This window comes from Nocardia sp. NPDC004718, assembly GCF_053601535.1.
Map to the genome: position 1 here is coordinate 146,501 of NZ_JBSGCA010000011.1, position 14,057 is coordinate 160,557.

Consider the following 14,057-nt stretch of genomic DNA (forward strand, 5'->3'; position numbering starts at 1 on the left):
CCGTCAAGGTACCTTCATCCCAAAGTTGTCGAAGGTATGGCGTACACAGTAGGTGCAATCCAGCGGACAACCGACGATCCAGTTCGCCGACAGCCCGCTCTTGCGGTAGTCGATCACCTGTCGCAGACCTGGATTCAGCTCCGCCTGCTGATCGGCGGTGAGGATAGGTAGCGGCCTTCGGGCGGTCGCTCGATTTTGTAGCGAAACGCTGATCGGATCGTGGAAAGTGTTCATATAAGCGCCCTTCATGTGGATCGAGCCGTCGTAGCATCGACCTGGTGGCTACGATTTTGGGGACATGACCAGCGAGAGCAGAAGCGCTGAAAATGCATACGTTTTATGCATCCGAGGACTACTCATGTTGATCGAGGGGGAAGGGTTGTGTGATGGTCGATTTCGATGCGGCACCGGATTTGTGTCCGCGGTGCGCAGCGCAGGTGCCGTCGGGGCTTCTCTGCGGCCGATGCCGCGGTGCTGACGATCGGCTGCCGTCGCTACCTGATCACGCATGGTGGTCGGGGGACCTTCGCCAGGCACTCGACGCTCGCGACATCGGCAAGGCCATCCGGGCCTACCGACGGCATCCCCAGCATGGGCGCCACCGGGTAACCCAGGAGGATATGGCGCGGTGGCTGTCGATCACTCAGGGACACCTCTCTCGGATCGAACAAGGTCGCGTACGAGTGACAAACCTCGATACGCTGTCGACTTACGCGCGAATCTTGGGAATTCCCCCGCTGCTGCTGTGGTTCGAACTTCCGCCCGATCAGCAGGAGGCCGTTTCTGCGCCGCCGCGATCGAGCACCGCGCTTCCAGAGCGGCTCGCCGCGGCAATCCATACGCCGACAGAAGCTCAACTGGCAGCTGCGATGCTCTCCACGTTGGCCGGACACTCGGTCCGCGACCAGCTGACGGGGCCACATGACTTGGTCGGAGTCGTGCGGAACGACCTCACATTCATCGACCAGCGCCTAGCCGCCAGCCGCGACGGCAGCATAGGTCGCCGCCGACTGCAGTACGCGGCAGGTCGCTATGCCGAACTACTGGGCTGGCTCCAGCAGGACTCCGGGGATCTCGAAGCTGCCGAATCCTGGTCCAAAATCGCCCTCACGCATGCCAAGGCCGCGAACGATGTCCAGTTCCACGCCTACGTATTGATGCGGAGTTCCAATATCGCCAGCGACGCCGGGAAGCTTTCCAACGCAGCATATTTCATCGACGAAGCACTGTTGCGCGCGGACGCCCTCACTTCGCAACAGCGCGCCGTCCTGCTGCGCCAGCAGGCGAATGTCTATGCGGCACGCGCGCGATCAGGCGAGCGCGCCGACGTCATGGCGTGTGTCGATGCGCTCACCCGGGCGGCGGAAGCGGCGGCCGAGCCGGCCGAGGACCCGGACGATCTCGCTGGCTACTGCTCACCTGCTTATGTGGCAATGGAGGCTGCGCAGTGCTGGATCGAACTCGGGCACCCCGAGGAAGCGCTGGTGATCTCGGAACAGCGGATGAGCGACTGGAGCGCGTACGGCCGCCGCGATCTAGGCATGGGACTGGCCCGACTGTCCACCGCGCACGCAGGAGTAGGTTCGTGGTCGGAGGCGGTGGAGATCGCAGGTTATGCGGCTGGGATCGTCGCCGACACCGGGTCTCACCGCACGCTCAATCAGCTGCGCGCCACGGCGACCGTACTGCACGCTGCGGGCCAGACCGGTGCTGCGCGGGAGTTGACCCACTAGGTACGCACCGCACAACGTGCACGAACCCGTCACGGTAGGAGCCTCGAGTGGAGTCGATGACCACTGCCAGTTCAACCGACGTCGCTGACGCCGCCGCCCGCATCGCGGTGCTGCCGGTCGGCAGTTTCGAGCAACACGGCGACCATCTACCGCTCATCACCGACACCGTCATCGCCTGCCTGATCGCTCGGCAGCTCGCCGAAAACTACCCGTTACTCCTCCTCCCGCCGCTGACGATCTCCTGTTCACACGAGCACGAGACATTCGCCGGAACCGTCAGCCTCAGCCCGGCTACCCTGATCGCCGTCATCAGCGACATCCGTCGCTCACTCGACCGATCCGGAATCACCACCCTCGTATTGGTCAACGCCCACGGCGGCAACTACGTCTTGGGGAACATCGCCCAAGAGGCCAACACCACCGGCCGCAACGTCGTGGTCTATCCCGGCCGAGAGGACTGGAACCGAGCCCGGGAGGCCGCCGGAATGGACACCAGCTCACACGATGACATGCACGGTGGCGAACTCGAAACGTCGATTCTGCTGCACGCAAGACCTGACCTGGTGCGGCCATCGTTCCGGCACGCGGATCACGAGGCGTCCGATCGTGCGCATCTCCACCTGCTCGGCATGTCGGCATACACATCCAGCGGGATTATCGGACGCCCCTCGGCAGCGACCGACGTCAAAGGAAAGGCGGCGCTGGATGCTCTGACGAAGTCATTCGGGGAATACTTCGCGCTGATCACGCACGCAGGCACAGAGCACTAATCCTCGATCCCGACCAGTGCTGCGATCGCCTGCGCCAGGCGGTCGCCGTCGGGGAGGTTCGCGTCCGGAGCGATGGTTTGCAGTACGCCGAGGCCCTGGACGAGTACGAAATACAGTTCGCCGATCGCCTCGGCCTGTTCTTCGCTCAGCTGCGGGTGTGCCTCCCGCAGCGCGTACGCCATGTCCCGGTAGACCCCGGGCAGGGTCTGCGCGAAGAACTTCCGTGACTCCGGCGAACGGGCGACCCTGACCAGGTTCTCCATGCTCGCCAGCATGCTGTCGCGGTTCTCGGTGAACACCGCGGGCATGCCGTTCCACATCGTGGCGAACGCGGCCAGCGGCGCCGCGCCGCTACCCTCGCGGATCTTCTGCTCCATGCTGTCGCCGATCGCGGTGCCGAGAGAGTCGGCCAGTGCCTCGGTGATCAGCTGGTCTTTCGAGCCGAAGTGGTAGCCGATCGCCGCCAGGCTCACACCGGCCGCCGAGGCGATGTCGCGGGCGGTCGCCTTGGCGACGCCCCGCTCGATGATGACTTTCCGTGCTCCCGCCAGCAGATCCTCGCGATTTCCCATGACTCGAGGCTACAACGTCTCAGACATATGTACCAGACGTCTGTACTACCGCCTGCCATCACCGAGCGATCGCCCACCTCGGCGATGCCCCGGCACCCCGGCTCGCTAGTCTCGTCCCGTGCGGCAGAAGATCATCCTGGACGTCGACACCGGCATCGACGACTCGCTCGCGCTGCTGTACCTGCTCGGCTCCCCCGAGGCCGAGATCACCGGAATCGCCGCCACCGCGGGCAACGTTCCGGCGGCGCAGGTGGCGGCGAACAATCTGGCCTGGCTGGATGTCTGCCACGCGCCGGACATCGAAGTGGCGCTCGGCGCGGCCGAACCACTCGCGATCCCGCTGCGCACCACCGAGGACACGCACGGACCCCAGGGCATCGGGTACGCCGAACTCCCCCAGTCGGCTCGCCGTCTCTCGCCGCGATCGGCCGCGCGGATGTGGGTCGAGCTGGTGCGCGCGCATCCCGGGGAGATCGTCGGACTCTGCACCGGGCCGCTGACCAATCTCGCACTCGCCTTGCGGATCGAACCGGAGCTGCCGCTGCTGCTGCACCGCCTGGTGATCATGGGCGGCGCGTTCAACCATCCGGGCAACACGACGCCGACCAACGAGTGGAACGTGCACGTCGATCCGGAGGCCGCCAAGGAGGTCTTCGACGCCTTCGCCGCGGCCCCCGCGCAGCGCAGGCCGATCGTGTGCGCGCTCGACATCACCGAGACCATCGAGATGCGGCCCGAGCACCTGGCCCGCCTCGCCGAGCGCGCGAAGAGTTATCCGGTGGAGGTCGTCTCGCCCGCCGATCCGCCCGAGGCCCGCTCGGCGGCGAGCAATCCGATCGTCCGGCACGTCACCGACGCGGTGCGGTTCTACTTCGATTTCCACCATGGCTACGACCTGGGCTATCTGGCCCACATGCACGACCCGTTCGCGGCCGCGGTGGCGCTGGACCCGGCGCTGGCCCGTACCCGCCCGGCGACGGTGGACGTGGAACTGGCCGGCACCATCACCCGCGCGACCACGGTAGCCGACTGGACGGGCATGTGGGGCCGGGAACCGAACGCCGACATCGTGATCGGCACCGACCAGGAGCTGTTCTTCGAGCGACTCATCGCCCGGGTCGGCGACCTCGCGCGCACGGTGCATCCGCCCGCCACGCAGGAGGTCCGGTGAGCGGCACCGACGACACGACCTACCTGGCCGCCTTCCGCACCCGGCTCGGGCTGCCCGGAATCATCGACGTCCACACGCATTTCATGCCCGACCAGGTGCTGCGGAAGGTGTGGGCCTACTTCGACTCGGCGGGTCCGTTGACCGGCCGCGCCTGGCCGATCACCTACCGCGCCGACGAGCAGGTCCGTTTGAAGACGCTGCGCGACTTCGGCGTTCGCGCGTTCACCGCTCTCGTCGACCCCCACAAGCCGGACATGGCCGCGTGGCTGAACGAATGGACCGCAGACTTCGCGGCACGCACGCCCGATTGCCTGCACACCGCCACCTTCTTTCCTGAACCACAGGCCGCGAGCTACGTGCGGGAGGCCGTCGAACGCGGCGCCCGCATCTTCAAAGCGCACGTCCAAGTCGGCGGCTACCATCCGGGCGACCCGCTGCTGGACCCGGTGTGGGGCCTGTTGGAGGACGCGCGCGTTCCGATCGTCATCCATTGCGGTTCCGGCCCCGCGCCCGGAACGCACACCGGGCCGGAACCGATCGCCGGTGTGCTGCGGCGCTTTCCGCGCCTGCGATTGATCATCGCGCACATGGGCACGCCGGAGTACTCCGAATTCCTGGACCTGGCCGGGGCCTACGCGGACGTGCGGCTGGACACCACCATGGTGTGGACCGATTTCTCCGAGGCCGACGCCCCGTTTCCGGTGCACGAACACGGTAGGCTGCGCGCCTTCGCCGACCGCATCCTGTTCGGCAGCGACTTCCCGAACATCCCACATTCCTACGGTCATTCGATCGAGGCGCTCGAACGGCTGGATCTCGGTGACGACTGGTTGCGCCGGGTCTGTTACCGCAACGCGGCGGCGCTGTTCGGCCTGGAATGACGCGAGTGGTCCAGCTGCCGGCCTGGCTCGCGGCGCTGGCCGGGGCCGTGGGGATCGCCCTGCACTTCAGCGGGTCGTCGTTTCGGATTTCGGTCATGGCGGCTTCGGGTGCCCCGTATCTGATGGGTTGCGCCGTCCTGGGGGCGGTGGCGTTCCTCGCGATGCGGCATTGGGTCGGCGCCGCAGTCGCGATCGTCGTCGTCGCCATCGCGACCTGGACGCAAGCGCCGCTGTACGTCGCCCGCTCGGACAGCGAGGACGGGCCCACCTTGACGGCGATGCAGGCCAATCTTCTCTTCGACGGAGCCGATCCCCGGGCGCTGGTCGACGAGGTACGCGCGAGGAACGTCGCCGTCCTCACCGTGAACGAACTCACGCCCACGGCAGTCGAGGAACTCGGCCGCGCGGGACTGGACCAGGTCTTGCCGTACCGGTTCGTCTCACCGGGAAGGACAGCGACCGGGACGGGGATATGGAGCAGCTACCCGCTGACCGAAACCGTCGAGTACGACGGCTTCGTGCTGAACCAGCTGTCGGCGACCACCGACGTTCCAGGCGTCGGCCCGGTCGCGGTGTACGCCTTCCATCCGGTACCGCCGGTGTACGGCACGCGGGTCTGGGCCGACGACTTGTCCCGACTGCGGGTGATTCTCGACCGATCACCCGATCGACCGGTGCTCGCGGGCGGCGATTTCAACGCGACCTACGACCACCGGCAGTTCCGCGCGATGCTGTCCGGCCGCTTCGCCGACGCCGCCGAGCAGGCGGGCGCCGGACATCTGGTCACCTATCCGACCGACAAACGGTGGCCGCCCTTGGTCGGTATCGACCACATCTTCGTCGCCGGCGGTAGCGCGGTCGCGGTGGAGACCGTGGGACTCCCCGGCGCGGACCATCGGGCCTTGGTGGCGCGGATCCAGCTGGACGGGGCGGGGTAGGGCGCCGGATCGGGACTCCGGCGGCTCAGCGGCCGTCGAAGGCGTTCAGCAGTTCCTCGGCGGCGAGCGCGGCGGTGAGGGTGCCGTCGCGGACCTGCTTCTCCACTTGCGCCCGAATGGCTTTCACGTCCGGGTTGTCCGAGAGCCTGCGCAGCAGCTGGTCGTGCACCATGGTCCAGGTCCAGTCCACTTGCTGGCGACGGCGCTTCTCGGCGAACTCCCCGGCGTCGGTGAGCACACGACGATGTTCGAGCACCGTGTCCCAGAACCGGTCCAGGCCGATGCCTTCCAAACCGCTCATGGTCAGCACCGGCGGCCGCCACAGCGCGTCGTGCGGGTGGATCAGCCGCAGCGCGCCCGCAAGTTCCCGGGCGGCGGCTCTGGCCTCGACCTCGTGTTTGCCGTCGGCCTTGTTCACCGCGACCAGGTCGGCGAGTTCGAGCACACCCTTCTTGATCCCTTGCAGCTGGTCGCCGGTCCTGGCCAGGGTGAGGAAGCAGAACACATCGACCATGTTCGCGACGGTGACCTCCGACTGGCCCACCCCGACGGTCTCCACCAGGATCACGTCGTATCCCGCCGCCTCGAGCAGCACGATGGTCTCGCGTGTCGCCTTGGCGACGCCGCCGAGCGTGCCCGCCGTGGGCGAGGGCCGGATGTAGGCCTCCCGCCGCACCGACAGCCGCGCCATCCTGGTCTTGTCGCCGAGGATGGAACCGCCGGTCCGGGTCGAGGACGGGTCGACAGCGAGCACCGCGACCCGGTGCCCCCGCTCGATCAGATACATGCCGAGCGCGTCGATGAAGGTCGACTTGCCGACGCCGGGAACGCCGGTGATGCCGACGCGGTTGGACGGCGCGCCCCCCGCGCCCGCCTCCGGCGTCACCTTCAGCAGCAGCTGCTGCGCCAGCGCACGGTGATCGGCCCTGGTGGATTCCACCAGCGTGATCGCCCGCGCCAGAGCGGCACGCTCGTTGGCGCGGACCGCCGCGGCCAGAGCGTCGACATCGATCGCCCGGCGCGCGGTCGCCTTCGGGGTGTCGCGCGCCGCGGAACCCGCTTCGCTCATTCCGTCGCGGCGGAATCCGCGGCGCCGCTGCCGAGTTCGTGACCGAGTTCGCCGCCGAGCTTCTTCAGCAAGTCGATCGCCGCGTCCGCGATCACTGTGCCGGGCGGGAAGATCGCCGCCGCGCCCGCCTGGTAGAGCTCCTCGAAGTCACCGGGCGGGATGACGCCGCCGACGATGACCATGATGTCGGGCCGTCCGACATCGGCCAGTGCCTGCCGCAGGGCGGGCACCAGCGTGAGGTGGCCTGCCGCCAGCGACGACACACCGACGACATGCACATCGTTGTCGGCCGCCTGCTGCGCCACCTCTTCCGGGGTCTGGAACAGCGGGCCCACGTCGACGTCGAAGCCGAGGTCGGCGAAGGCCGTGGCGATCACCTTCTGTCCCCGGTCGTGGCCGTCCTGCCCCATCTTCGCGACGAGGATGCGCGGCCTGCGGCCCTCGGCCTCGGCGAATTCCTCGACCAGCTCGCTCGCCTTGGTGATGTTGGTGACCTTCCCTGCCTCGTCGCGGTACACACCGGAGAGGGTACGGATCTCCGCCTGGTGGCGGCCGTACACCTGCTCCAGCGCATCGGAGATCTCGCCGACGGTGGCCTTGGCCCGCGCGGCATCGATGGCCAGCGCGAGCAGGTTGTTCGCCATGCCGCCCTCGGAAGAGGCCGCGGCGCGGGTCAATTCGGCCAGCGCCCGCCGTACCGCGTCGGGGTCGCGCTCGGCGCGCAGGCGTCGCAGCTTCTCGATCTGCTCGGCGCGCACCCGCGAGTTCTCGACCTTGAGGACCTCGACCTGCTGGTCCTCTTCGACCTGATACTTGTTGACGCCGATCACCGGCTGCTGGCCGGTGTCGATCCGCGCCTGAGTGCGCGCGGCGGCTTCTTCGATCCGCAGTTTCGGGATGCCCTCGCCGATCGCCTGCGCCATGCCGCCGTGCGCCTCGACCTCCGCGATATGCGCGCGGGCGCGGTCGGCCAGCTGGTGGGTGAGCCACTCGACGTAATACGAGCCGCCCCACGGGTCGATCGGGCGGGTGGTGTTGGACTCCTGCTGGATCAACAGCTGGGTGTTGCGGGCGATGCGAGCGGAGAAGTCCGTGGGCAGCGCCAGCGCCTCGTCGAGCGCGTTGGTGTGCAGCGACTGGGTGTGGCCCTGGGTGGCTGCCATCGCCTCGATGCAGGTGCGCGCGACGTTGTTGTAGGCGTCCTGCGCGGTGAGCGACCAGCCGGAGGTCTGCGAATGGGTGCGCAGCGACAGCGATTTCGCGCTCTTCGGGTTGAACTTCGCGACCAGCTCACTCCACAGCAGGCGCCCGGCGCGCAGCTTGGCGACCTCCATGAAGAAGTTCATGCCGATGGCCCAGAAGAACGACAGCCGCGGCGCGAACTTGTCGACCTCCATGCCCGCGTCGATGCCCGCCCGGATGTACTCGACGCCGTCGGCGAGGGTGTAGGCCAGTTCCAGGTCGGCGGTCGCGCCCGCTTCCTGGATGTGGTACCCGGAGATGGAGATCGAATTGAACTTCGGCATCTTCGCGCTGGTGTAGGCGAAGATGTCGGAAATGATCCGCATCGAGGGCTTCGGCGGGTAGATGTAGGTGTTGCGGACCATGAACTCTTTCAGAATGTCGTTCTGAATGGTCCCGGCCAGCTGTTCCGGCGCGACGCCCTGTTCCTCGGCGGCCACGACGTACAGCGCCAGGATCGGCAGCACCGCGCCGTTCATCGTCATCGAGACGCTGACCTGGTCCAGCGGGATGTGGTCGAACAGCTGGCGCATGTCCAGGATCGAGTCGATGGCGACGCCCGCCATGCCGACGTCACCTTGCACCCGCGGATGATCGGAGTCGTAGCCGCGGTGGGTCGCCAGGTCGAACGCGACCGACAAGCCCTTCTGACCCGCCTGCAAATTGCGCCGGTAGAAGGCATTCGAGTCCGCTGCGGTGGAGAAACCCGCGTACTGGCGGATGGTCCACGGCTGGTTGACGTACATCGTGGGGTACGGACCGCGCACGAACGGCGCGACACCGGGCACGCTGTCGAGCGGATATCCTGCGGCCGCGATCGCGTCCCGGTCGGCCTTGGTGAACACCGGCGGCACGTCGATGCCTTCCGGGGTCGACCACACCAGCTGTTCGGGGGCGTACTGGTTGGCCGCCGCGGCCGCGCGCACGTACTCCGTCACCTGCGCCGCGTCGACCGCGGCGGGCTCCGGCGCGCCCTCGGCCAGCGGCACGTCGGCGAAACTACCGATCACGTGCTTGATCTCACGAGTAGTCATCAGGCTCCCACCTTCTCCAGCAGGCCGGACAGCGCGGCGACGGCGTCGATGCGCGCGGCGAGAAACCCGTCCGGGCGTTGCGCGTCGTCCAGGTCGGCGACGGCCTTCGCCGCACCCGCCAGCAGCACGGTGGGCACGCCCGCGGCGCGCAGTTGCCGCACCGCTTCACCCGCTTCCGATCCGTAGCGCGTATCCGAGCCACACAGCACCGCGACCGGCGCCCCCGCTTCGGCGGCCGCGGCGGCGATTCCGTCCACCGCGAGCGGACCCGGATTGATCGACTCGATGCCGCCCGAGGCCAGCAGATTCGCGATGAAGGTGACCCGCACGTTGTGCTCGGCCACCGAGCCGAGCGGCACCAGCAGCGCTTTCGGCCGCGCACCGTGCTCTGCGAGGTAGGCGTCGGAGCGGTTGCGCAGCTGCTCGAACGCGGCGCCGTAGCGGGCGACCCGGCCGGTCTGCCGCGCCGCCTCGGACAGCGGCTGCTCGGCGAGGTTCGGGAATTCGTTCACGCCGGTGACGGCGGTCTTGCGGTGCGCGACATCGGCGTCGCGAGCGGCCTTGGTCGCCGCGACCCGCTCGGCGAGCAGCCCGGACTCCAGCGCGGCGAGGTAGCCTCCGGCCGCCTCGATCTCCTGGAGGAACTCCCATGCCCTCGCCGCCAGCGCGGCGGTCAGGTCCTCGACGTACCAGGAGCCCGCACCCGGATCCTGCACGTGGCCGAGGTGCGATTCCTCGAGCAGCAGCAGCTGAGTGTTGCGGGCCATCCGATCGGCGAACGCCTGCGAGACGCCGAGTTCACCGGGCGGCAGGGCTGAGTCGAACGGCAGCACGGTCACGGTGTCGGCGCCGCCGATGCCCGCGCCGAACGCGGCGAGCGTGGTGCGCAGCATGTTCACCCAAGGGTCGCGCTGACTCATCATGGCGGCCGAGGTGACCGCGTGCTGGGGCGCGCCGCCGAAATCCGGTGCGCCGCAGACCTGCGCGACCCGCGCCCACAGCCGCCTGGCGGCACGGAACTTCGCGATGGTGGCGAACTGATCGTCGGTGGCGGCGAACCGGAACTCCAGCTGTCCCAGCGCGTCGGCGATGTCCAGGCTCTCCGTCAGCGACCGCAGGTAGGCCAGGCCCGCGGCGACGGCCGCGCCCAGTTCCTGGGCGTCGGAGGCGCCCGCGTCGTGGAAGACGGTGCCGTCCACGGTGATCGCACGCACCGTTTCCGGTCGTCGCGCCGCCTGTCCGGCCAGTGCGACGGCCTCGGCGAGACCGGTGTCGGCCGGGCCGGCGAAGCGGCTGGTCAGAGGCGCGGCGCCGAGCGAGACCCGGATGCCGTCGCGCGCCGGCGCGGCGTAGCCGTCGAGCGCCGTGAACACCTGCGCCGCCGCGTCGGCGACGTCGTCGCCCGCGTCCAGCGTGAGCGGGGCGAGTTCGAAGAGCAGGCCGGTCAGGGCGGTCGGCAGATCCGCCACCGGTACGCCTCGCTCGCCCGCACCGAGCCAGATCGCGCTGATCCCGTTCTCCAGCGCGGCCAGGATCTCGCGGTTCGCCGCCGCGGCGTCGCGCTGGGCGAATCGTGCGCTGACGAACCAACCCCGGTGCACGTCGCGAGTGGCGTCCCGGCCGCGAACGAAGGGGAATGTTCCGGGGAGGGGCTGCTCCGGCAGCTCGTCGCGCCGGGTGTAGAGCGGTGCGACCGTCAGCCCGTCATACGTGGTCTCGTCGAGCAGTCGCTCGGGCTCCTCGGGAAGTTCGCTGACATCGACGCGGCGAGCCTTCGCCAGCACCCCGGCAACACCCTTGCGCCATGCGCCGTATTCGGGCACCGGGTCGGCCCCGGGATCTGAAGCAATCGGCATAGCTTGCTGTTCCTCTTCCTCACCACGGGCGCACCGCCAGTGCGCGCCCGATACCCTCACATTCGCCCAGCTCAGCGACTACTTCGGTTAACGGGCATTCGTCCCGCTTCCACTGATGCTAGCGGGCGTATTCCCAGCCGGTTGACCCTGCCCGCCACTACCAACCGGTAACCTGTCGCCCGTGACAAGGCTGATCCGTGACCCGCGTATCGTCGCGCTGATCGTCGGCGCGGTCGCGCTGTTCGGCGCGGCGCTGCTGGTTCCGCTGCCGTCGCCCCGCCAGGTGCAGGACTGGGCGACTTCCGTCGGCCCGGTCTTCCCGCTGCTGTTCTTCCTGATCCACGCTCTGGTGACGGTGGCGCCGATCCCGCGCACCGTATTCACCGTCAGCGCCGGACTGCTGTTCGGCCCGCTGCTGGGCATCACGCTCGCGGTGAGCGCGACGACCGTCAGCGCGGCCCTGGCCATCGTGCTCATCCGCGCGCTCGATCGCAATCAGGTCGCCGCCCGGCTCACCCATCCCGCGGTGCGCGCCATCGATGAACGTCTCGCCCGCCGCGGCTGGCTGGCGGTCGGCTCGCTGCGGCTCATCGCGGCCGTACCGTTCTCGGTGATCAACTACTGCTGTGGCTTGTCCTCGATCCGGTTCTGGCCGTATCTGTTCGCCACGGTGCTGGGTGTGCTGCCCGGCACGATCGGCACCGTCATCCTCGGCGACGCGCTCACCGGGACCACCCATCCGGCGATGCTCGCGCTGTCCGGCGCCTGCCTCGCGGTCGGACTGGCCGGTCTGGTCGTCGACGCGCGATGGAAGACGGCAGTCCCCGCTGCGGTGGACATCGCCGAACCCATCGCTGCTGCCGACTGAGCAGCGCTCGATCCGTGGCCGATTCCACCGGAACCGGGGTCACGCCCACCACGGCCGCCGCACAGCCCGACGGAAAATGCGGGAAATTCATCGGTGCCGAGAACAAGGACAAATCAGTAATAAGGGACTGAGCGCCCGTCCGCTCTCCAGGACACGGTTCGCGTGCGGCACCGTAATTGACACTACAACGAAGCGCGATCGGCCGAATCGGGCCGCAGCGCAGTTCGGCCGCTACCGCGTCGCATAAGCCTCCGCTGCGGCAGTTCCGCGCACCGGCCCTTATCAATTTCGTAAATTCGGCAACTATTTGCCGCTCTGCATCGTGGTTTAGGTGTACGCGAACGAACCGGTCGGCATAAACTGATTTCCGGTCGGGTCTGGAGGCAAGGTGATGACCGTTCAGCGACCGCAGTTCGACCCCGACCCTGGATCGAACACCGCACCGGACGTGTCGCCACCAGAGCCTGTACCGCTGTCAGCCGGACAGCGGGGGCTGTGGCTGGCGCAACGCTTGAGTCCGGACGTCCCGATATGCGAGGCGCAATACGTCGAGTTCCACGGCGAGCTCGATCGTGAGCTTCTGCGTTCGCTGATAATTCGCGCGGGTCACGAGTTCCAGTCAGGGTATTTTCGGCTGGTCGAGGTGGACGGTAGCCCGCATCAACTGTTCGACCCGTCACTGGCGTCGACGGGGCCGGTAATCGATACGCGTGCCGAACCGGATCCCATGGCGGCGGCAGTGAAGTGGATGCGCGACGAATACACCGCACCGCTTGATATGGCTCGGGACCGGTTGTGGGCGGGGGCGCTTCTGCAGGTCGGCGATCGACATTACCTGTTGTACAGCAGAGCTCACCACGTCGCGGTGGACGGCTACGCCGCGATGACGATGTTGAACCGGCTCGCTGAGTTGTATACGGCCGCTGTGGAGGGACGGCCGCCGGAACCGAACCGGGCGGCGGACCTTCGCACACTGTACGAGGCCGACCGCACGTACCGGGAGTCGAAGCGGTTCGCCGACGACCAGGCATATTGGGTGGACAAACTCGCCGATGTCGCCGATGACGAATCCAGTCTGGCGACCCGCTACGCGCCGCCGCGTGCGGACAGCGTGGTCGCGCTGGCCGAACTGCCGACGGCGCTGGTGGGGCGGATCGCGGACGCCGCGAAAGCGCTCGACGCGAGCCCGGCCGCGGTGGTGATCGCCGCGTTCGGTTGCTATCTGGCCCGGATGACCGGCCGGGACGAGGTTCTCGTCGATGTTCCCGTCTCCGGCCGAACCACGGCCGTCCTGCGCCGGTCCGGCGGGGTGTTCGTCAACCTCGCGCCGCTTCCGCTCGCACTCGGCCCGGAAGACACGGTCGCGACGCTGGTACGGCGGGTCCAATCCGACTTGGTCGGAGCGTTGCGCCACCAGCGGTGCGGCCTCGCCGATATTCGCGCCGCCACCGGATCGCGCGGGCAGCGGCGGTTCGCGGGCCCGATGGTGAACGTCATGTTCTTTCCCCAGAAGATCCGCTTCGGCGAGTTGACCGGGGACTTCCACGTCCTCAGCTCAGGGCCGGTCGAGGATCTCCTGGTCAACCTGTATCAGACCGGAGAACCGCCGCGGACGATCCTGCACTTCCTGGCCAATCCCGACCGCTACACCGGCCCCGAACTGTCCGCCCACCAGAGCAAGTTCGTGGAGTTCCTCGACGAGTTCGCCGCGGCGGCGCCGGCCACCGACCTCGCGCGGATCCACCCCGGCAGCGCGCGCGAAGCGGCCCGGATCCGAAGCCGACGCGACGACCTCGCGTTCTGGCGCGACGCGCTCGCGGACCTTCCGGAGGAGTTGTCTTTGCCGGTGGACCGCCCCCGCCCCGCAGTGGCCTCCCACCACGGCGCCACCACCACCTACACATTCGACACCGAACTCATCAC

12 protein-coding genes are annotated in these 14,057 nt (G+C 68.1%); 7 read left to right on the plus strand and 5 right to left on the minus strand.

Going from position 1 to position 14,057, the window contains the following annotated elements:
- Positions 1 to 3 precede the first annotated feature (3 nt).
- Positions 4 to 234: a hypothetical protein gene (locus ACWEH3_RS11240; RefSeq protein ID WP_450020142.1), complete on the minus strand. Its 231-nt coding sequence runs from the start codon at positions 232 to 234 to the stop codon at positions 4 to 6.
- Positions 235 to 386: 152 nt separating this feature from the next.
- Here ACWEH3_RS11240 and ACWEH3_RS11245 point away from each other — a divergent pair, with 152 nt between their 5' ends.
- Both ACWEH3_RS11245 and ACWEH3_RS11250 read left to right on the plus strand, forming a co-directional pair.
- Entirely contained in the window at positions 387 to 1,733 is a 1,347-nt protein-coding gene (locus ACWEH3_RS11245) for a helix-turn-helix domain-containing protein (RefSeq protein ID WP_450020145.1), read from the plus strand.
- 56 nt (positions 1,734 to 1,789) lie between these two features.
- Positions 1,790 to 2,503 carry a creatininase family protein gene (locus tag ACWEH3_RS11250; protein ID WP_450020147.1) on the plus strand — a complete coding sequence of 238 codons (714 nt, stop codon included), beginning with the start codon at positions 1,790 to 1,792 and terminating at the stop codon, positions 2,501 to 2,503.
- Here the strand turns inward: ACWEH3_RS11250 and ACWEH3_RS11255 are convergent.
- On the minus strand, positions 2,500 to 3,075 hold the full coding sequence (locus tag ACWEH3_RS11255; protein ID WP_450020149.1) for a TetR/AcrR family transcriptional regulator: 576 nt from the start codon (positions 3,073 to 3,075) through the stop codon (positions 2,500 to 2,502). The two genes, ACWEH3_RS11250 and ACWEH3_RS11255, sit on opposite strands and share 4 nt — an antisense overlap.
- Before the next feature lie 118 nt (positions 3,076 to 3,193).
- Here ACWEH3_RS11255 and ACWEH3_RS11260 point away from each other — a divergent pair, with 118 nt between their 5' ends.
- The 3 genes from ACWEH3_RS11260 to ACWEH3_RS11270 are packed head-to-tail and all read left to right on the plus strand — an operon-like array spanning position 3,194 to position 6,065.
- A complete protein-coding gene (locus tag ACWEH3_RS11260) occupies positions 3,194 to 4,246 on the plus strand; it encodes a nucleoside hydrolase (protein ID WP_450020151.1) in 1,053 nt (350 codons plus the stop codon).
- Complete coding sequence (locus ACWEH3_RS11265) at positions 4,243 to 5,127, plus strand: amidohydrolase family protein (protein WP_450020153.1); 885 nt, start codon at positions 4,243 to 4,245, stop codon at positions 5,125 to 5,127. The genes ACWEH3_RS11260 and ACWEH3_RS11265 overlap by 4 nt, the downstream gene beginning before the upstream one ends.
- Before the next feature lie 5 nt (positions 5,128 to 5,132).
- Positions 5,133 to 6,065 (plus strand): endonuclease/exonuclease/phosphatase family protein, encoded by a 933-nt coding sequence (locus ACWEH3_RS11270; protein WP_450020155.1) that lies wholly within the window; start codon positions 5,133 to 5,135, stop codon positions 6,063 to 6,065.
- 25 nt (positions 6,066 to 6,090) lie between these two features.
- Here the strand turns inward: ACWEH3_RS11270 and meaB are convergent, their stop codons facing one another.
- Genes meaB through ACWEH3_RS11285 form a run of 3 tightly spaced genes read right to left on the minus strand, consistent with a single transcriptional unit; the run spans position 6,091 to position 11,266 of the window.
- Positions 6,091 to 7,134, minus strand: coding sequence for a methylmalonyl Co-A mutase-associated GTPase MeaB (gene meaB / locus ACWEH3_RS11275; protein ID WP_450020157.1), 1,044 nt, complete (start codon positions 7,132 to 7,134; stop codon positions 6,091 to 6,093).
- A complete protein-coding gene (scpA, locus tag ACWEH3_RS11280) occupies positions 7,131 to 9,410 on the minus strand; it encodes a methylmalonyl-CoA mutase (RefSeq protein ID WP_450020159.1) in 2,280 nt (759 codons plus the stop codon). Before scpA ends, meaB begins: the two co-directional genes overlap by 4 nt.
- Positions 9,410 to 11,266 carry a methylmalonyl-CoA mutase family protein gene (locus ACWEH3_RS11285; RefSeq protein WP_450020161.1) on the minus strand — a complete coding sequence of 619 codons (1,857 nt, stop codon included), beginning with the start codon at positions 11,264 to 11,266 and terminating at the stop codon, positions 9,410 to 9,412. The genes scpA and ACWEH3_RS11285 overlap by 1 nt, the downstream gene beginning before the upstream one ends.
- A gap of 181 nt (positions 11,267 to 11,447) precedes the next feature.
- Here ACWEH3_RS11285 and ACWEH3_RS11290 point away from each other — a divergent pair, with 181 nt between their 5' ends.
- Both ACWEH3_RS11290 and ACWEH3_RS11295 read left to right on the plus strand, forming a co-directional pair.
- Complete coding sequence (locus ACWEH3_RS11290) at positions 11,448 to 12,134, plus strand: TVP38/TMEM64 family protein (RefSeq protein WP_450020163.1); 687 nt, start codon at positions 11,448 to 11,450, stop codon at positions 12,132 to 12,134.
- Between the two features lie 391 nt (positions 12,135 to 12,525).
- Positions 12,526 to 14,057 (plus strand): condensation domain-containing protein (locus tag ACWEH3_RS11295; protein ID WP_450020165.1); only part of this gene is annotated, 1,532 nt, incomplete at its 3' end.